General features: G+C 63.2%; 17 protein-coding genes. 1 reads left to right on the top strand and 16 read right to left on the bottom strand.

What is annotated here, in order from left to right:
- Positions 1 to 138: 138 nt before the first annotated feature.
- From AUL34_RS13625 to AUL34_RS13585, 9 genes are all read right to left on the bottom strand, one after another.
- Complete coding sequence (locus tag AUL34_RS13625) at positions 139 to 915, bottom strand: glucose 1-dehydrogenase (protein ID WP_061934686.1); 777 nt, start codon at positions 913 to 915, stop codon at positions 139 to 141.
- Positions 916 to 1,009: 94 nt separating this feature from the next.
- The gene (locus tag AUL34_RS13620; protein ID WP_061934684.1) at positions 1,010 to 2,227 is read right to left on the bottom strand and encodes an ABC transporter permease; all 1,218 of its coding nucleotides are present in this window, start codon (positions 2,225 to 2,227) and stop codon (positions 1,010 to 1,012) included.
- Positions 2,224 to 3,792, bottom strand: a complete 1,569-nt coding sequence (locus AUL34_RS13615) for a sugar ABC transporter ATP-binding protein (RefSeq protein WP_061934682.1) — start codon at positions 3,790 to 3,792, stop codon at positions 2,224 to 2,226. The genes AUL34_RS13620 and AUL34_RS13615 overlap by 4 nt, the downstream gene beginning before the upstream one ends.
- 46 nt (positions 3,793 to 3,838) lie before the next feature.
- A complete protein-coding gene (locus AUL34_RS13610; RefSeq protein ID WP_061934680.1) occupies positions 3,839 to 4,843 on the bottom strand; it encodes a sugar ABC transporter substrate-binding protein in 1,005 nt (334 codons plus the stop codon).
- A 573-nt stretch (positions 4,844 to 5,416) separates the two neighbouring features.
- The gene (locus tag AUL34_RS22315; RefSeq protein ID WP_156420921.1) at positions 5,417 to 5,725 is read right to left on the bottom strand and encodes a DUF4351 domain-containing protein; all 309 of its coding nucleotides are present in this window, start codon (positions 5,723 to 5,725) and stop codon (positions 5,417 to 5,419) included.
- Positions 5,726 to 5,921: 196 nt separating this feature from the next.
- Positions 5,922 to 6,704: an exodeoxyribonuclease III gene (locus AUL34_RS13600; RefSeq protein ID WP_061934676.1), complete on the bottom strand. Its 783-nt coding sequence runs from the start codon at positions 6,702 to 6,704 to the stop codon at positions 5,922 to 5,924.
- Positions 6,705 to 6,707: 3 nt separating this feature from the next.
- Positions 6,708 to 8,141: a 5'-methylthioadenosine/S-adenosylhomocysteine nucleosidase gene (locus AUL34_RS13595; RefSeq protein WP_061934674.1), complete on the bottom strand. Its 1,434-nt coding sequence runs from the start codon at positions 8,139 to 8,141 to the stop codon at positions 6,708 to 6,710.
- A complete protein-coding gene (locus tag AUL34_RS13590) occupies positions 8,138 to 8,998 on the bottom strand; it encodes a hypothetical protein (protein WP_061934672.1) in 861 nt (286 codons plus the stop codon). The genes AUL34_RS13595 and AUL34_RS13590 overlap by 4 nt, the downstream gene beginning before the upstream one ends.
- A complete protein-coding gene (locus AUL34_RS13585) occupies positions 8,995 to 10,122 on the bottom strand; it encodes a radical SAM protein (RefSeq protein WP_061934670.1) in 1,128 nt (375 codons plus the stop codon). Before AUL34_RS13585 ends, AUL34_RS13590 begins: the two co-directional genes overlap by 4 nt.
- A 209-nt stretch (positions 10,123 to 10,331) precedes the next feature.
- Between AUL34_RS13585 and AUL34_RS23095 the strand changes: the two genes are divergently transcribed.
- Entirely contained in the window at positions 10,332 to 10,523 is a 192-nt protein-coding gene (locus AUL34_RS23095; protein ID WP_082653368.1) for a transposase, read from the top strand.
- 591 nt (positions 10,524 to 11,114) lie between these two features.
- Here AUL34_RS23095 and AUL34_RS13575 read toward each other — a convergent pair.
- The 7 genes from AUL34_RS13575 to AUL34_RS13545 form a co-directional block, all read right to left on the bottom strand.
- Positions 11,115 to 11,729 (bottom strand): hypothetical protein, encoded by a 615-nt coding sequence (locus AUL34_RS13575; RefSeq protein ID WP_061934668.1) that lies wholly within the window; start codon positions 11,727 to 11,729, stop codon positions 11,115 to 11,117.
- Positions 11,726 to 12,088, bottom strand: coding sequence for a hypothetical protein (locus tag AUL34_RS13570; RefSeq protein ID WP_061934666.1), 363 nt, complete (start codon positions 12,086 to 12,088; stop codon positions 11,726 to 11,728). The genes AUL34_RS13575 and AUL34_RS13570 overlap by 4 nt, the downstream gene beginning before the upstream one ends.
- 256 nt (positions 12,089 to 12,344) lie before the next feature.
- Positions 12,345 to 13,358 (bottom strand): tripartite tricarboxylate transporter substrate binding protein, encoded by a 1,014-nt coding sequence (locus AUL34_RS13565; protein ID WP_061934664.1) that lies wholly within the window; start codon positions 13,356 to 13,358, stop codon positions 12,345 to 12,347.
- Positions 13,355 to 14,848, bottom strand: coding sequence for a tripartite tricarboxylate transporter permease (locus AUL34_RS13560; protein WP_061934662.1), 1,494 nt, complete (start codon positions 14,846 to 14,848; stop codon positions 13,355 to 13,357). Before AUL34_RS13560 ends, AUL34_RS13565 begins: the two co-directional genes overlap by 4 nt.
- 10 nt (positions 14,849 to 14,858) lie before the next feature.
- The gene (locus tag AUL34_RS13555) at positions 14,859 to 15,344 is read right to left on the bottom strand and encodes a tripartite tricarboxylate transporter TctB family protein (protein WP_061934660.1); all 486 of its coding nucleotides are present in this window, start codon (positions 15,342 to 15,344) and stop codon (positions 14,859 to 14,861) included.
- Between the two features lie 43 nt (positions 15,345 to 15,387).
- Positions 15,388 to 16,152 carry an SDR family NAD(P)-dependent oxidoreductase gene (locus AUL34_RS13550; protein WP_061934723.1) on the bottom strand — a complete coding sequence of 255 codons (765 nt, stop codon included), beginning with the start codon at positions 16,150 to 16,152 and terminating at the stop codon, positions 15,388 to 15,390.
- A gap of 196 nt (positions 16,153 to 16,348) precedes the next feature.
- Positions 16,349 to 17,329, bottom strand: a complete 981-nt coding sequence (locus AUL34_RS13545) for a tripartite tricarboxylate transporter substrate binding protein (protein WP_061934658.1) — start codon at positions 17,327 to 17,329, stop codon at positions 16,349 to 16,351.
- Between the last annotated feature and the right edge of the window lie 352 nt (positions 17,330 to 17,681).

The following is a 17,681-nucleotide window of genomic DNA, read 5'->3' as shown; positions in this document are numbered from 1 at the left end:
GCGGCGCGCCTCTATCAATATCTGGTCGAAACATGCACCGGCTCAAGGACCGGTGTTCGACGATGTCCGACCGAAACCGGGCGACGCAGGACCGCGCCCGCGCCGATCCCGCCAACGAGTCAGTCGTCGTCCAAGCTCTCAGATGCCCGCCGTCTGACCGCCATCGACGACCATGGCGTGCCCTGTGACGAAGCCGCCGGCATCCGAGCAGAGCCAGAGGACGGTCCCGGCGATCTCCTCCGGTCGCCCCATGCGCCCGACCGGCTCCTGCGAGATGATACGGGCACGACCCTCGTCTGTATCCCCGGTGTAGCGTGCGATCATCGGCGTATCGATAATGCCCGGACAGATCGCATTCACGCGAATACCCTTGTCGGCGTATTCGAGCGCCGCGACCTTGCTCGTCGCCACGACGCCGAACTTGGATGCGCAGTAGCTCGACTGGCCGCGGATCGCGAGGACACCCGCGCCGGACGACGTGTTGACGATCGCTCCGCTTCCCTGCCGAAGCATGATCTCGATCTGGTACTTCATGCAGAGGAAGACGCTCTTGAGGTTCACCGCGATGACGCGGTCCCAGACTTCCTCGGACAGGTCTGCCATAGGCTGCGCCGGCTGCTCGATACCCGCGTTGTTAAACGCGGCGTCCAGGCGACCGAACGTCTCGACGGTCCTGTCGAGTGCCGCCTTCACGTCAGCCCCCTGGGTCACGTCGCAGACCAGAGTGAGGGCCTTGCCACCCATTCCCTCGATCTGGGCCACGGTCTCCGCGAGACCCTTCTCGCCGATGTCGACGGCGGCGACCGAGGCGCCTGCCTTGGCGAAGGCGATGGCCGTCGCCCGGCCGATGCCGCTGCCGGCACCGGTCACGAAGGCGACCTTACCCGTGTAGTCGATGGCGGCGGTCGTGCTCATGGGAACTCTCTACGTGCGGATATGAGTGGAATGTGGGGGCCGCCCGAATCTCGATGCGGCGCCGAGCGACGATGCGGTCGACCTGGGAAGGGGATCAGCCGCCTGTCTTCGACTTCGCCTTCTTGTTGCCGACCGTGTAGATCGCCGCGGCGACGACAACCACGATGCCCTCGATCAGGCCCTGCCAGTTCGCTCCCAGGTTCAGGATGTTGAAGCCGTTGGTCAGGGAGAACAGGAGCAACGCGCCGGCCAGGGTCTTGATGACGCTGCCCGCACCGCCGAAGAGGGACGTGCCTCCGAGGATCGCCGCGGCGATGACGGTCAGTTCGGCCCCCTGGAGGCCGGCTGGGTTGATCGAGCGCAGTCGGCTGGCGAACAGGATGCCGGCGAAACCGGCGGTCGCGCTTGAGAACACGAAGGCCATGATCTTGTACCGGGTCACCGCGATGCCGGAGAGCCGGGATGCCTCCGAATTGCCACCGACCGCATACAGGCGCCGTCCCACCATCGTGTAGCCGAGGACGAACCAGACGACGGCCGTGAAGATGCCGAGGTAGATGACGGGATTGCGCAGCGGGAGTTCCCCACCCGAGCCCCAGGCGAGAAGAAGAAGGGCGATGCCGCCGATGGTCATGCCGACCGGGCCGGGCTGCAGGGATCGACCCGACGACTTGTTTCTGAGAGCCCCGACGATACCGGCGGCGAACAGTGCGACCCCGCCCGCCAGGACGAGCCAGAAGCCTTCGTGACGTCCTCCCTCGAAGGCACGCATTGTCGCGATGACGCCCGGATCCGACACCGAGAGCGACCGTCCGTCCGTGTAGATCAGGACGAGGCCCCGCACCGCCGTCATGGTGCCCAGCGTCACGATGAAGGCGTTGATGCCGACGAACTGGACGATCGAGCCGTTGATCAGGCCGATGCCCATCGCCACCGCCATCGCGAGGGCCGCGGCAGGCCAGAAGCCGACGGCGTCGGCGTTGCCGATGAGGACCGCGGCGGCCAGGGCCGCGACGGACGCGACCGAGAGATCGAAGTTCCCGCTGATGAGGACCACCGTCATCGCCACGGCCATCATCGCCATGAGGGACGACTGGTAGACGACGTTCGAGAAGTTCTGAATGCTGAGGTAGTTCGACTGGCCGATGTAGGTGGTCGCCAGCGTGATCAGGGCGATCAGCAGGAGGAGGGCGTAGTAGACGCCCTTCTCGCGGAGGCCGAAGACGCGTCCCCAGTTCGTCGAGGCGGACACCCGCGACCCCGAGGGCGAGGGAGGTGTCGGCTGGACGTGGTCCTGTGCTGCGATGGTCATGAGTGAGGGCCCACTACGGAATGAGTTGCCGCTGCGGCGGGGACGGAGGTGATGGTCGCGGACTGACCGCCCGCGAGGAGAAGGAGTTCGTGCTCCGACGTCTCGTCGAAGCTCCTCTCCGCGATGCACTTGCCGTCCCGCATGACGAGGATGCGGTCGCAGACCGCGAGAAGCTCCTCGAACTCCGAGGAGACCACGATGACGGACTTGCCGCCTGCCGCTAGTTCGCGAACGAGACGCAGGATGTCGGTCTTCGCGCCGATGTCGATGCCGGCGGTCGGCTCGTCGAGCAGGAACAGCTTGACGTCGCTGAAGAGCCACTTCGCGATCGTGACCTTTTGGGCGTTGCCGCCGCTGAGTTCGCTCACCAGGATCTCGGGCGAACTCGCCTTGATGGACAGCTTCTCGATCGCATCCCAGCCTCTCCGTCTCTCGCGCTCGGAGACGGGGAGGGAGTTGAAGGCGGACACGCCACCGAGAGCCGGAAGGGTTGTGTTGCGCCAGATCTCGAAGTCGGGGACGAGGCCCTGGCCCATTCGATCTTCCGGGACGAGCCCGATGCCCGCCGCGACGGCAGCTCTCGGGCTCCGTGCGAGCTGGACGCCGTCCAGGGTCACCGTGCCGGTCGCGAAGCGGTCCGACCCGTAGATCGCATGCAGCAGTTCGCTTCGGCCCGAGCCGAGAAGACCCGCGACGCCGACGACCTCGCCGGGCGCGACATCGAGGGAGATGGGATGAAGTCGTCCGGCCGACGCGAGGTCGCGGAGGCGAAGCCGTGGTGCGACATCGTCCGTCTTCACAGGCCGGCGCAAGGCGGCCTCCCGCTCGAGTGCGATCACCTGCTTGCCGACGATGGCCTCGGCGAGCTTTCCCTCGTCGAGATCACGGGTCTCGGCCCGGAGAACGGCCATCCCGTCTCGAAGCACCGTCACCTGGTCCGTCAGGGCGATGACCTCGTCGAGGAAGTGGGAGACGAAGAGGATCGCCTTGTTCTCGATCCTCGTCAGGCGCCGCACTGTCTCGTAGACGAGTTCGCGCTCGTCCGACGCCAACGATGCGGTCGGCTCGTCCATGACGATGAGGTCGGCCCCGGTCGCAAGGGCCTGGAAGATCGACACCATCTGTCGTTCGCCGATCGAGAGGTTCTCGACCAGTGCATCCGGGTCGAGCGAGTAGCCGACGCGTTCGCAGAGTTCGTCGAACTGCGTCCGGATCGAGGACGAGCGACGCCACCATCCACCTTTGCCGAGGAACACGTTCTCGAGGATCGAGAGGGTCGGGGCGAGGGGGATGTGCTGATGCACCGTGGCGACGCCCATGTCGTTCGCCGCCTTCGGGCTGTCCCACTTCACCTGCTCGCCCCGCCAGGTGATCTCACCGAGCGTCGCCCAGTAGGCTCCCGAGAGGATCTTGATCAGGGTCGACTTGCCGGCGCCGTTGGCGCCGAGCAGGCCGTGCACCTTTCCCTTCTCGATGTCGAGATCGACACCGCGAAGGGCCAGCGTCCCATTGGGAAACGCCTTCACGACGCCCCGCAACTGCATGATGGGTTCGGATGACGGCATCGGCTCGATCTCCCCTGCTATCCGGAAGTCGGGATCCCGATCCGGCTCACCACTTCTCGGGGCAGGCGTCGATGGTGGCCTTGGTGATGGCCGGCATGTCGTAGGTGACAAAGCGGGCCTTCGGCGTCTCGGGCTTGGTGACGGCCTCGTACATCGACTGGAACATCAGCGTGCCGAGAAGTTCGGGCCGCGTGCAGACGGAGCCGTACATCTCTCCGGCGGCGATCGCGTCGGTGCCGAGCTTGGACCCGCCGCCCGTCGCCACGAGCTGGACCTTGGAGCCGGCGGAATCGATCGCCCTGGCGCAGCCGATCGCCATGTCGTCGGCGTGGCTGTAGATCAGATCCATGTCGGGATGCGCGGTCAGGAAGTTCTGGCAGACCGCCTCGCCCTCGTCGGGCGTCCAGTTCGTCGGCTGCTCGGCGACGATCTCGTAGTTGGCGCCGGCCTTGTCGAGCGCGGCCTTGAAACCGTCCGTGTCGAGCTTGACGATGGTGTAGGCAGGGTCGCCCATCACGATGCCGATCTTCGCCTTGCGATCCTTCGGCAGAAGACCGGCGGCCATCTCGCCCGCGACTTCGCCCGACTTGTAGTTGTCGGTCGCGACGAGCGCGGAGAGGCCCGGATACGGATCGGTGACCTGACGCTTCGCCGAGTCGCCGACCTGGAGCGCGATGGCGACGATCGGAATGTCGGCGTCGTTGACCTTGTCCACGAAGGACTCGGCGACGACGGAGTCCAGCGGTAGGAAGCCGATGGCGTCGACCTGCTGGTTGATCAGGTCGTCTAGGGCATTGCCCTGCTTCTCCACGCTGCCGCGAGGATCAAGCACGACCGTCTTCACGCCGGCTTCCTTGGCTGCCTTCTCGAAGCCCTGGGCCGTCATGACGTTGTAGGGGTATTCGAGACTGGCCGGGACGTAGCCGAACGTCAGATCCTTCGAGAGCGCCGCTCCCGACATGGACACCGTCGCGACTGCGAGGGCCGACGCTCCCAAGAGCGCCATGCGGCAGAACCCGACGATCGGGGCACGAGACTTCAGTTCACGCATGCTTTCCTCCCTTTGGACGCGAAGTCGGTTTCGAGCGAAGGCGGCCCATCCAGGAGTGAATGCGTCGCCCGGCCTCATGTATCGTGCCGGCGGAACTCTTTGCCTGGACTTGTAACGTAGATGCCTCGTTGCCCTCACGGTCGTGGAGCTACTTGAATTGCATGTACGTCTGTATTGTCCGCCGTGCCCGAAAACTGATCTTTCGATGTCCAACTGGCTAACACGCCCATGCGCCTTCATACAGGGCCCGGAAGACCACGCTGTCGCGGGGCTATAATTTCGCGTTATCCGAGAATGCCGCTCTCAAGCGATCCTTGGATCGCAGTCGAGGATGACGACCTCAGCTACGAAGCCGATAGGCATCTTCTTGAAGCAGGGAACGGTGGGGTTGCCGGTCCCAACCTCGCTAGGATGGGATGCGCCTCACCGTTCGATCGGCGATCCGAGATCGAAGGGCTCGAGAAGAACGAATGCAGAAGCGAGCGCAGGGTGGTGCAGCTCCGACAGAGGGTTAGGCAAGACGCCCTGAACCCGTCCAACTGGGGATTCGGGCAGGTCGAGTCGTGTCCTGGATCAGGGCGTCGGTACGGTGGATGGAACGACGTCGACGGGAAGATCCAGACACGCTCGCAGTTGGTCCAGCGACCCGATTTCTGCAACGCCGAGGGCGAGTTCCATCAGGTGATCAGTCGGCAGATCACCTATCCGCGTCGTGACATCGTCGGGCAGTTCACCGAGCGCCGTGGAAAGCTGTGCGACGAAGAGCTTCGCCATCCCTTCCGAACGTCCCTGCTCGAGGCCCTGCTCCAGACCCTCACGGGCAGCCCGGTCGATGGGCTCGCGCAGAACCGGTATGTCGGCTACGTCGATCGTGATGCTCATGTCGTCGATCTCCCTCTGCGCGAGTTGGCTCGCCCCTGATTTTTGACGGTCCGGCTGGAGAATTGCCAGAGGCCCGTCAATACGGCAGCGCGCATCACCTGCGAATGCGTCTGATGGCGAAACGTAGTCACGACATCCCTACTGGAAGTGACTGGGTACTCCGAGATCCCAGGCTACCGCACGGACATATCTGAACTCATGTCGACACGACCAATCGTACGGGGCAGTGGTCCGACCCTGCCCTGTCCGGCAGATGCCGGCATTCGACGACCCGGTCCACGATGCTGCGTTCCACCAAGGCGTAGTCGATTCTCCAGCCGATGTTGCGGTCCCTAACTCCAGCGCGCATGCTCCACCAAGTGTAGTGGCCACCGTCCGACGTCCCGTAACGAAATGCGTCGACGAAACCATCGGCCAAGAAGCCGTCGAGCCAAGCCCGCTCCTCCGGTCTGTATCCCGCATTCCTCTCGTTTGCCTTCGGATTGGCGAGGTCGATCTTCTGATGGGCGATGTTCATGTCCCCCATCACCACGATCGGGATTCCGTCGCGGCGACAAAAGGCGACATGCCGGGACAACGCCTCCAGGAATTGCATCTTGGCCTCAAGTCGCAGGAGCTTCCGGTGGCTGTGTGGCGCGTAGACGTTGACGATCCTGAGACCCTCAACGTCCATCGTCAGCACGCGTCCTTCCGGATCCGACACGGGATCAGCGATCCCGACCATGAACTCGTCCGCCCGCAGGTTCTCGCGGACCAGCGTCGCGACCCCGCCGTAGCCGGGGCGCTGAGATCCGTTCCAGTGGGCTACGTATCCTGGAAACCAGTGTCTGGTCAGCAGGTCCGCTTCGGTCTTGACCTCCTGCAGGCACACGACATCGGGTCTCGTCGACGTCAGCCATGTCTCAAAGTCCCTCCGAACGACGGATCGGAGCCCGTTCACGTTCCAGCTCGTCAGAACCAGCCGATCGGACGACGTCATCGGTCAGCGTTCTTCGGGAAGAGGCATGCTGCGAATCAAGGAGTAGGTAAACGATGCCGCAGCTCTCGCGGCGTAGGAATGCCACTCGTCGTTCTTGCTCTTGCTGGCGTAGTCGCAGATGCCTCGCACGACGAAGAAGGGCTTCCCGTTCGCCGTGGCAGCATCGGCGACGCCGCTCGCCTCCATCTCGACGGCGATCGCTCCGCATCTCTTGCGGATGTCCTCCCGCACGTCCTGGTCCTTCACCACGGAGTTCGCACTTCCGATCGTACCATGGAAAACCATCGGCTCGTGCGAAACCCGATCCGGATGACGCCACGGGCGATCGAGGACAAGCGAACTTGGGTCGTGCTGGTCCTGACGGAGGACATCGGATGCGGCGTCCGGTCTGACGAACCGTCCGGTGGCCACCGAAGCGAGATGCGTTCGAAACCCACCTGTCTCGCTCTCGTCTTCCAGGAAGGTCTCCGCCCTTCCAAGCCATGCCTCGGACGGAGGTCGGGGATGGTGGGCGGATTCGCTTCCGTCGGTAGTCGCCTTGATCCTGTCGTACTGCACGACGCCTTTCCTACCGGAGAGGACCACGTCGCCGAGACGGATGTCGTCCTGCCGATCGGCGATGGCGGGTAGACCGCCAGCGATGCCGACGACGAAGACTTCGTCCAGACTATAACGCGAGAACAACCGTTCGGCGGTGATGGCCGCCTGATTGTTTCCGGCGCCGGATCGCGCAACGACGACCTCGTGCACGCCCCCGCCGAGCGCCTCGATCCGACCGTGCTTGTACTCGTGTAGCACGCCTGCCCTCGGTCGATGCTTCTCGTCGCGAACGTCGCTCAGAAGCGTGTGCATCGCGGTCCATTCCACGGGCAACGCCGTCACGATGCCGATCCTGGGTGAGAACTCCATCGATTTTGCCTTCTCGATCGCCTCGGCCTTCCGCTTCCGTTCGACCAGCCTGTTCATGATGGCCATCATGATCTCATGGGCGTTCGCGTCCCAGCGGTCGAACAGGTCCACGTGTACCTTGTGCTTGCGCAGACGGCGATACACGAAGCCGGAACGATAGTCGTTGGGCATGAGAACATGGAGCCTGTCCCGCAGGCTGCTTGGACCGGTACGCCCGTGATGCGTGAGTTCGAGCGTTTCCGCCGATACCGAGACGGTGCACGCCAGCATGAGAAACGTATCGACGTCGTCGAGCGGGCTGTAGGCGTCCTCCATGTCGAGGACGACGGACAGGTCGGGGACGTGTTTGACGACACCACCGTATTTCTCGATCACCGATCGTATCAGTCGGCCGTAGCCCTCGTAGGGCTGTTGCCTGGAATTCCTGACATGGATGGCGACCCCCTCGAGGGGGTGCCCGGCGATCCTCAGATCGTCAAGGAAGCCGTCGATGAAACAGCAGCATTGATCCAGGGACGGCTCGCTCACGCCGACTCCAGGAACGCTCTTCCATCCGTGGTGGGAGAGTACGCGTGTGATTCGTCGCCGTTCATAAACGACATGATCCTCAATGCGGAAAGCGTCCTGGCGGGATCGGGATCCACGAATCTCACGATCCGGTCCTCGAGCAGTTGCTCGACGTTTCTAGAACCATGCTCCATCAGCAGCATGAGCATTCGCCTTGCGGAGTTTCCGTACAACGTAGACACGAACTCGTCGAATATCCGCTCCTCGACCTCGCGTGCCTTGGCGAGATCAGCCAGCGCGAACTCCGTAAGACATCCGTTGATGGCCTCGGACTCGACCAGCCACACGTGCTTCGCGTCGGCTTCGTCGGCGTGGGCGGACTGCACCTGGGAGTAACGCCCGCCGAAGACCGAGAACTGCAGCCGCTCGCGTTCGTCGTAAGCCTTCAGATTGACGGCTTCGGCCCCGATCATGTTGAGGGTCAGCAGCTTCTGTCGCCAGTCGGTGAACCCCTTTCTATGCCATCGCTCCATGTTCCACGCGACGGTTCCCCAAGGTTCATCAGCCACCTCCGGCAAAGGTTCGTGGTAGAGCACCTGAAAGGGCTCCCGATCCAGCATCTGGATCGTCTCGCAGATGCGCCGATGATTCGGATCGGTCAGCGCCCTCGCACCCCCCGTCACATGAATGCAGACGCCGAGGCTGTCACGGTCCAACGTGTCCGAAAGCGTCCGATTCGTCATCGCATGGACGCGGGCGTTCTCCGCTCGAACGGCACCTGCGTGGGCAAGAATCGTGAAGTCGCGCAAATCGACATCCTTCAACCCTGCATTTGAAAGTGTCAGGCGCAGCAGATCCTCTTCGTCGTCGCTCCTCATGCGTACTGGCTCCCCGACGCTGGGATTCGATTGGTCTCCCACTCGAGACGGTGGTTCCAGACGTACTCCTCCTGTCCAGGCTTGAACGAGAAGCAGACCGGGACGAGGTCGCCGTACTTCCGGTGCCTGCTCCGGTTCGTGCAGGGGGTGAGGCGGCCCATGTCGTGACCGGCCAGTTCGTTGGCGCCCGTCCTGTCCCAATGAATGTGACCATCGGCGTAGCGGGCGACGCCAAATGCCGTGCAGATGAGGTTCGAGCAAATGCGGATCGTCCCGTTGGGATGAACCATCACCCGCTCACCCAACTTCACTGGACAGTAGCCGTAGTAGCCGGGATTTCTTGCGAACTCAGCCTTGGTGACGAAGCACTGCGGCAGACGTATCGCGATGGAGAAGGTGCCCGCGTCGATTTTCTCGCGCAGCTCTCTGTACACCGGAATCCAGTCCACGGGCTCCGGCGCGAACGACCCGGTCCATGTGTCCATAGGGATGCCGACCTTGAAGAGGTCGTGGAAGTTGATCTGATGGACCCCGAGTTCCTGCGCGAAACGGATCATACGCTCCAGGGCAAGAACGCCGTCCGCGTCCCTTTCTAGGAACAGCTTTTGGACGCAGCAGGTGATGGTGACGAAGTAACCCCCTTCGAGTGCGGTTTTAATCGCGTCCACGACGCGCAGGAAGGTTCCCTTTCCCCGAAGGGGATCGTTTGTGTCCGCCGAGAAGCCATCCAGACTGAATGCGATCTCATCCATCTTCTGGAAGGACGGTTCGCGCAGAAGTTTTGCGACCCTCTGTCCGTTCGTGTCGATGCGCATGTACTCGTACCCCAAGGCACGAGTACCGTCGATGAGGTCAAGAAGTGGCCTCCCACCGCTGCGATGTCCGTAGAGTGTGGGCTCGCCTCCGAGAAAGGTCACCTTCGAGGCACCCAAATCACGAAAGGACTTCAGCAAGCCGAGTGCGTTGGTTAGATGAATCTCTTCGTTGATGAAATGGGAGATGCTAGGCTTGTAGATGCATTGCTCGCATTCGAGATTGCACCTGTCAGTTATATACATGAATACCTGATGCAGGCGTGCAAAATGACTACGGAAACCGTCATCCATTGAGAAGGCGTTAATCATGACGTTTTCGATCCAACGTAGCGCGAGGTCATCAGCGAATCAGATTGTCGACGCTCATTCTGACCTCTTTTCCAAATCCAACATATTGCGTCTGACGCAAACTCCCAGTTCGGCTTTGGATCGGTATATGTCGGACCTGGAGCGCACCCCGTTCTGACCCGACGGCCGGCATAGCCGATAGGGCATGGGCATCCATCTAGAGTACAAATATGCCGGAAGCGTCCGACGGCCCGATCAACCGCGTCGAAATGGTCACCTCGGTGCAACGGCGGCGCTGGTCCACCGCCGAGAAGGTCCGCCTCGTCGGGGAGGCGATGCCGTCGGGCAGGAGCGTGTCATTCGTGGCGCAGCAGAGGGGCGTCTCCCCGTCGCAGATCTTTGCCTGTAAGCGCCGAATGTAGGAGAGCGGCCATTCCGCCGTTCAAGTTGACGAACACGTCGCCGGCACGTCGAGGGTCACCGCTCTGGGGTGGCAGGGCCACGACCTTGAGCGCCTGCTCGGCCGCAAGACGATGGAGAACTAGATACTGATTGAAGCGCTCGACATCGCACACGAAGCCCTACTACCCGGATATGTCCGTCTTCCCGGTAAGGGCCTTCACGGCCCAATATCCGATGGGATGCGCCGGGATAGTTCGTGCGGCTCCGGAACAGACACCCTCATGCCCTGCTGCGAGGTAGTCGCGGCAGCTTCGGGTGACGCGACTACCTCCAGAAGGTCAGGGTTGATCGTGTCGATCGTCTCGAGACGCGACTTCTCCGGCTCTCTGAGTGCGAGCCAGCCACCTGTCTGGATGCAAGGCAGAACGGAGTTCACCAGGGTCTGCACACGAAGCCAAGGTCGTTTCTAGCCCACTCTGGTGCGCAGTTCGAATGCGAACCGGAGAGGGGACGACAAGGCTTGCGGACGAACTCCGCACAGGATCCAGGCTATGCGAAAGGTTCGGACCACATCCGTTCCCTCCGCGTTGCAAGCATCCTTAAACCCGACCCTAAGGTCGCCACTTCGTATCTGTCCCATCTCGTGAGCGATGAGGTAGGTCGACCGCAACTTTTTTCAGGCCTGGACGCGGATGAACGCCCAAATCAAACGTGTACGACGGCTCCCCGATTCCGCGGATCCAATCCAACACCTCATCGGCGCTGGGAATGACCCCACTCCGTTCCAAGCCAACGAGGTAGGCATAGGTCGTTAGGCGATGGACGGGGTATCTACCGAAGAAGTCTGGGCCGACCTGAGCGATTGCTTTCTCGTCTTCGTAGAGGAAGACATATGGCCCTTCGCCGATATACTCGCTGCTGATGGCTTCGAATATAGTCTGCTCTCCGATGTTTTTTCTAGGATCGGATCTGCCTTCTTTTTCTTTCTTGATTCTAGCCTGACCAGTTTCCGTTTCCACAATCGATACGAACGGCTTATTGCGCCCTAACCAGTCCGATATCCTGATGGCCGTCACACTGCTCGAGCGCGTCGCCTCCCATTCGATGTAATCGGTGAGAACTATCGGAAGTCCCGCGCCGAACATAAGGTCCAACTGATCGATGGCCGCGAACGAGAACAGGGGGCTCGCATCGGTCAAGAGCAGTTGGGCTTGGCGCTCGCTCACTGGCCTTCCTCCGTCAACAACTCGACAAATCCGTCAGATTGAGACTCGGCAGCCTCCCGTGCCTGCTGCGGCCAAGCCACTCCCAGTTCATTCATTCGCTCACGCAACCAGAGCACCTCTGATGGATCGCGACCCAATCGCTGCAGAGCGTCGCTCCTCTCGATCAGCCCGTCACCATAAGCAGCTAGAACGGCCCGAAGGGTCGCGTCATCCGGTTCCGCACTCATGATTACCTTCCAACCGATTTTGGACGTGAGGAGGTCGCGGATGAGATCGCTGAGGGTGGTACCACGCTCAGCAGCATAGATCTTTGCTGCCCGTCTCAGATCTTCATCGATCAAGAACGTAAACTGACCCATCACGCCTCCATCAGATACATATATCTGTATGCGGCGTTGTTTCAATATGGGGTCGGATGGAGTTCGTCCATTAACGGCGCTCTCATGGAGGCGCTGATTATGGTCAACGGATATGGGTACTGATGTCCCTCTCACATCAGGGTACTCAATGGGATGATGGTGAATTTATCTATGGCCGCGTCGTCCGACGGACGATTTCATCCGTCGGACGACGCGGTGCGAAATCTTAGAAGACCGCGACACCGGACACCGAGCCCTAATTCACGGATATGCCTGCCTCCTCAATGAGGGACTTCACCTCCCCGGTTTCCTTGGCGATCCGCTCGGCCAGCTCGTCCGGACCTGGGACCGAAACCTTAATGCCCTGCTGCGAGAAGGTCTTGACGGCTTCGGGCGACGCGATCACTTCCGCGAGGTCGCGATTGATCGTGTCGATGGTCTCGCGGGGCGTCGCGGCCGGCGCGAGGAGCGCGAGCCATCCACCTGTCTGGAAGCCTGCAAGCACGGTCTCGGAGAGCGTGGGGACATCCGGAAGCATCGGATCGCGTGCCGACGACTGGACGGCGAGAGGGCGGACGCTGCCGTTCTGGATCAGGGGCAGGGCGGATGCGATCGCGTCCACGCCGAAGTCGACCTCGCCGGAGACGACGGCGATGTTGGCCGGGCCGGCACCGGGATAAGGAACGTGAAGCGCCTTCGATCCCGCCTTCGCGACCATGAACTCGGTCGAGATGTGGGTTCCGCTGCCGATCCCGGCCGAACTGAACGCCACGTCCTCGCCGCGGCTCCGGATCGCATCGAAGAGCTGCTGGATCGTCTCGAACTCCGATGAGGCGGAAACGAAGACGACGTGCGTGTTCTCCGTCACCTGGGTGACGGGCGCGAGGTCGCGCAACGTGTCGTAGGGAACTGCATAGAGGTTCTGGTTGACCGTGAACGTCCCGTTGCTTCCGAGGAGGAGCGTCTGGCCGTCGGGCTTCGCGGCCACCGCCGCCATGGTCCCGACCGCTCCACCACCTCCCGGACGGTTCTCCACGAGGAACGTCTTGCCCGTCTTCTGCTCCAGGAAGCGGGCGAGGTGGCGCCCAGTGATGTCCGTGTTGCCGCCGGGCGCGAACGGGACGATGATCGTCACCGTTCCGCTCGGCCAGGCTTCCGACCGTGCCGCACCCAATGTGGTCAACAGGGCGACGGATGCGATCGTGAGGGTCTTCAGCATGCGTTCCTCCCAGGTCTTCGTGGTCGTGTCTTCGTAGCGTACGAGGCTCATTCCTCCAGAGCCTGATCCTTGCGCCGGCGGATCGTCGGCAGGATCATCGCCGCGAGCGCCAGCACCGAGAGTGCGATGAGGACGGCGCTGACGGGACGCTCGAGGAACACCATCGGATCGCCGCGTGAGATCACCATCGCCCGCCGCAGGTACTCCTCCAGCAGCGGCCCAAGGACGAACCCGATCAGGAGAGGGGCTGGCTCGCAGCTCAGCTTGTAGAGGAGGTAGCCGACGAAACCGAAGAAGACGGTCTGGTAGATGTCGAAGGTGGCGTAGTTCACCGAGTAGACGCCCACCGCGCAGAACGCGAGGATGGTCGGGTACAGGAAGCGGTACGGAACGCGCAGCAGCGACACCCAGATGCCGATCAGCGGCAGGTTGATGACAAGCAGCATCAGGTTGCCGATCCACATGCTGGCGATGAGGCCCCAGAAGAGTTCGGGCTGTGCCTGCATCACGCCCGGACCGGGCTGGATGCCGTGGATCATGAGGCCGCCGATCATGAGCGCCATCACTGCGTTCGCGGGGATGCCCAGGGTCAGCATGGGAATGAAGGACGTCTGCGAAGCGGCGTTGTTGGCACTCTCCGGGCCTGCGACGCCTTCAATCGCACCCTGGCCGAACTCGTGACGATACTTCGAGATTCTCTTCTCCATCATGTACGAGGCGAACGTCGACAGGGCCAGACCGCCTCCCGGCAGCAGCCCGAGGACGGAACCCACGGCGGTTCCACGCAGGACGGAGGGTGTGGCCCGCCGGATCTCCTCACGGTTCAGCCAGAGGCTTCCGACCTTCGCGACGGTTCCACTCCGATGTTCCGGGTTCTCGAGGTTCCTCGCGATCTCGGCGAGCCCGAAGATGCCCATCGCGACGGCGACGAAGTTGACGCCCTCGAAGAGCTGCGGAAAGCCGAAGGTGAACCGGATCTCGCCGCTCTGGATGTCCGTCCCGACCAGTCCCATGGCGAGGCCGAACATGAGCATGGCGAGCGACTTGAAGATGTTTCCGCTCACGAGGACCGTCGCAATGACGAGACCGAGGAGGATCAGCGAGAAGTACTCCGCCGGGCCGAACGACAGGGCGAAGGTCGTCAGCACCGGCCCCGAGGCCGCCACGACGAACGTCGCGACCGTTCCTGCGAAGAACGACCCGATCGCCGAGACGGCGAGGGCGGCGCCGGCCCGACCCCGCCGTGCCATCTTGTGGCCCTCCAGCGAGGTAACGACCGCCGTGACCTCGCCAGGAAGGTTCAGGAGAATGGCCGACGTGGAGCCGCCGTACTGCGCACCGTAGTAGATGCCCGACAGCGTGATGAGAGCCGTGACGGGATCGAGGGTGAATGTCAGGGGCAGGAGGAGGGCGATCGTCGCGAGAGGACCGATGCCGGGCAGCACGCCGATGGCCGTCCCGATCGTGCATCCGAGGAACGCGAACAGAAGATTGTGTGACGTGAAGGCGACCGAGAGGCCGAGTGCGAGATTGTCGAACATCGGGTCCTCCTCAGTTCGCCAGCGCGGGTGGCAGGAACGGTACGTTCAGACCGAGGCCGAGGATGAACACGACCCAGCACAGCGCGACAAGGAACACGGCAAGCCCTGCGATGCCCTTCACGGTCTGGGACCTGTCGGCCAAGCCGCTGATCACGACCAGAAGGATGATCGAAACCGCAAGACCGGTCCTCTCGAGCAGGAGGCCGAACACGGTCATCGCACCTAGGATCAGCCCGAGTTCTCTGATCGCCCAGGCCTCCAACGGATCCGGCCCGTTGCGCAAGCCGGTGAGGAGGATCGCGACACCTAGGGCTAGAACGATCGTGAAGACGACCAGGGGCATGTAGCCCGGCCCCATCTGCGACGACGATCCGACCTGGTAGGCGGTGTTCATGTACAGGCCGAGCGCCGAGACGCCTATCAGGACGATGCCCGTCGCGACGTCGCGTGCGTTGACCGTGGTCGTCGTTCCTGCCGTCTGGTTGTCTTCGTGCATGTCTTCGGCCTCCCTGACCCGTCGATGCGTTTCGTCTTCTGTCTCAGTGGTAGGAGCGGCCCCCATCCACGGCCAGCGCGGCACCTGTGACGTAGGAGGCCTGCGAACTCGTCAGGAACAGGATCGCCTCGGCGATCTCGCTAGGGTCGGCCACGCGCTTCAGGGCGTAGTTGCCGACGTTGGCGCGGTAGCCGTCGGCCATCGGGGTGTCGACCATTCCGGGGCAGATGCTGTTGACCCGGACCTTCGGCGCGAGTTCGGCGGCGAGGGCTCGCGTCAGGTTGACGACGCCCCCCTTCGAGGCCGCATATGCCGTGTGGCCGGGTGCATTCGGCAGAAGTCCCTGGGCCGAGGCGATGTTGACGATCGTCGCGCTCTCGGCCTCCAGGAGGTAGGGAACGCAGCAGCGGCTCACGATGTAGGTCCCCGTCAGGTTGACCTCGAGCACGCGTCTCCAGTCGGCGGCGCGGACGTCCGCCGCTAGGCCCTTCGTCATGATGCCCGCCGCGTTGACGACGCCGTCGATCCCTCCCATCGCAGCCGCGGCCTCGTCGACCGCCGCCTGAACGGCGTCCTCGTCGGTGATGTCGACCTGGAAGGTCACGCCAGCCGTGGCTTCCAAGGTTCGCTGCAGCCCACCCGCATCACGGTCGAAGAGGGCGACGCGGGCGCCTTCCTGCGTGAACAGACGAGCGGTCGTGCGTCCTATCCCGGAGGCCGCCCCCGTGACCACGATCCGCCGTCCGGCCAGACGGCCTGGAACCCGACCAGGATCGGCTGACGTGCGCGTGCGAGTGAGATCTTCCATCGTGAATGCCTCGGTCGGTTTGCTGTTCTTCGAGCGACGGTCCGGCGCGCACGCAACGATCGACGAGTGCACCGCACACGAGCCCTGCCTGCCCACGGGACGGAGCATGGCCGGATCGGTAATTCGACGATCGTCGTGAGCCGGTGGAGCTGCGAGACGGTCGGGCGGGGCGACCCACCCGACCGCTCGGCGAGCGTCAGTTGCTGAGCTGGATATCGTTCGCTGCGATGACCTGCTTGAACCGGTTCGCCTCGCTGGCGATGTAGGTCTTCAGGTCTTCGCCCGTCCGGATGTCGGTCTGGAACGCCATCGCACCGAAGCGCTCCTCGAACGCCGGATCCTCGACGCCCTTGACGATCGCGTCCTTGAGCTTCTGGACGACGTCGTTGGGCGTCCCGGCTGGAGCCGCGTAGCTGTACCAGACGCTCTGGTCGATATCCCCGTAGCCAAGTTCCTTGAGCGTCGGCACGTCCGGCAGGTTGGCCGTGCGCTCGGGCGAGGTGACCGCGAGGACCTTGAGGTTCGGATCGTCCTTCAGGACACCGCCCTCGCGGGCCGAGGCGAAGATCATCTGCGTGAAGCCGCCGGCGAGGGCCTGGATGCCCTCCGGGTTGTTCTTGTAGGAGACGTGGACGCCCTTTCCGCCTATCTCCTTCAGGAACATCGTGGACGTGAGGTGTCCCACCGTGCCGACGCCGCCACTGGCGAACGTGACACCGTCCGCCGTCTTGGAGGCGGCGATGAGTTCGTCGACCGAGTCGATGCCCATCTTCGCCGACACGATCAGGGCGAGCGGATACCCACCGATCTTGGCGATCGGCACGAAGCTGTCGAGGTTGTAGGTCAGGTTCTTGCGCAGTTGGGTCTGCACGACGCCGGCCGTGATGAGGCAGAGGAGGGTGTACCCGTCCGGTTTGGCGGACGCCACGGTGTTGCCGGCGACGGTCGTCGACCCCCCGACGCGGTTCTCGACCACGACGGACTGGCCCAGCGTCTGGGTGAGCGAGGGGGCGAGGAAGCGGCTGAGCGTGTCGTCGTCGCCACCCGGCGCGTTGCCGATCGTGATGGTGATCGGACGAGTCGGCCACGCGGACTGGCCGAACGCCATGCCGGAGAGAAGCAGAGTGGAACCGGCCAGGGCTGCGGCGCCGGCCAGCAGTTCGCGACGTGTGAGCATTGGAAACCTCCCGTTGGATTGAGTCTTGTTCGGATCGCCTTCTCGGCGGTGCGGTCACGCGACGTAAGTCGCGGTTCCCGAGGTCGTCGTACCGGCGCCGTTCTCCCGTCGGTCGTCGGTCGGATGCATCGATCGAGCTACCAGAGATCCTTCTTGGAGCACGCGGACGAGGCGGACCGGATCTGGTGGCGACATCTGTGGGCCAGAGGACAGTCCTCCTTCGGACAGGGGCTGGCGCGGGAGATGCCGAGGGCAGCGTCCGCTCCGGACCTCGCCGGCTCGTGTGCCCGGCCGTCGTTCGTCAGCGGCCGAGCGCGGAACGACGTCGCGTGGACTCCCCCGTGGAAATGGG

This window comes from Aureimonas sp. AU22, from assembly GCF_001463745.1.
Lineage (GTDB): Bacteria > Pseudomonadota > Alphaproteobacteria > Rhizobiales > Rhizobiaceae > Aureimonas.
Note: the sequence above shows the minus strand (reverse complement) of the source record. Positions and strands in the feature narration are given on the sequence as shown.

Excerpts from the sequence above, each read along its gene's own strand:
- AUL34_RS13625 (WP_061934686.1), bottom strand. The coding sequence starts at position 915 with ATGAGCACGACCGCCGCCATCGACTACACGGGTAAGGTCGCCTTCGTG.
- AUL34_RS13620 (WP_061934684.1), bottom strand. The coding sequence starts at position 2,227 with ATGACCATCGCAGCACAGGACCACGTCCAGCCGACACCTCCCTCGCCC.
- AUL34_RS13615 (WP_061934682.1), bottom strand. The coding sequence starts at position 3,792 with ATGCCGTCATCCGAACCCATCATGCAGTTGCGGGGCGTCGTGAAGGCG.
- AUL34_RS13610 (WP_061934680.1), bottom strand. The coding sequence starts at position 4,843 with ATGCGTGAACTGAAGTCTCGTGCCCCGATCGTCGGGTTCTGCCGCATG.
- AUL34_RS22315 (WP_156420921.1), bottom strand. The coding sequence starts at position 5,725 with ATGAGCATCACGATCGACGTAGCCGACATACCGGTTCTGCGCGAGCCC.
- AUL34_RS13600 (WP_061934676.1), bottom strand. The coding sequence starts at position 6,704 with ATGACGTCGTCCGATCGGCTGGTTCTGACGAGCTGGAACGTGAACGGG.
- AUL34_RS13590 (WP_061934672.1), bottom strand. The coding sequence starts at position 8,998 with ATGAGGAGCGACGACGAAGAGGATCTGCTGCGCCTGACACTTTCAAAT.
- AUL34_RS13585 (WP_061934670.1), bottom strand. The coding sequence starts at position 10,122 with ATGATTAACGCCTTCTCAATGGATGACGGTTTCCGTAGTCATTTTGCA.
- AUL34_RS23095 (WP_082653368.1), top strand. The coding sequence starts at position 10,332 with ATGCCGGAAGCGTCCGACGGCCCGATCAACCGCGTCGAAATGGTCACC.
- AUL34_RS13570 (WP_061934666.1), bottom strand. The coding sequence starts at position 12,088 with ATGGGTCAGTTTACGTTCTTGATCGATGAAGATCTGAGACGGGCAGCA.
- AUL34_RS13565 (WP_061934664.1), bottom strand. The coding sequence starts at position 13,358 with ATGAGCCTCGTACGCTACGAAGACACGACCACGAAGACCTGGGAGGAA.
- AUL34_RS13560 (WP_061934662.1), bottom strand. The coding sequence starts at position 14,848 with ATGTTCGACAATCTCGCACTCGGCCTCTCGGTCGCCTTCACGTCACAC.
- AUL34_RS13555 (WP_061934660.1), bottom strand. The coding sequence starts at position 15,344 with ATGCACGAAGACAACCAGACGGCAGGAACGACGACCACGGTCAACGCA.
- AUL34_RS13550 (WP_061934723.1), bottom strand. The coding sequence starts at position 16,152 with ATGGAAGATCTCACTCGCACGCGCACGTCAGCCGATCCTGGTCGGGTT.
- AUL34_RS13545 (WP_061934658.1), bottom strand. The coding sequence starts at position 17,329 with ATGCTCACACGTCGCGAACTGCTGGCCGGCGCCGCAGCCCTGGCCGGT.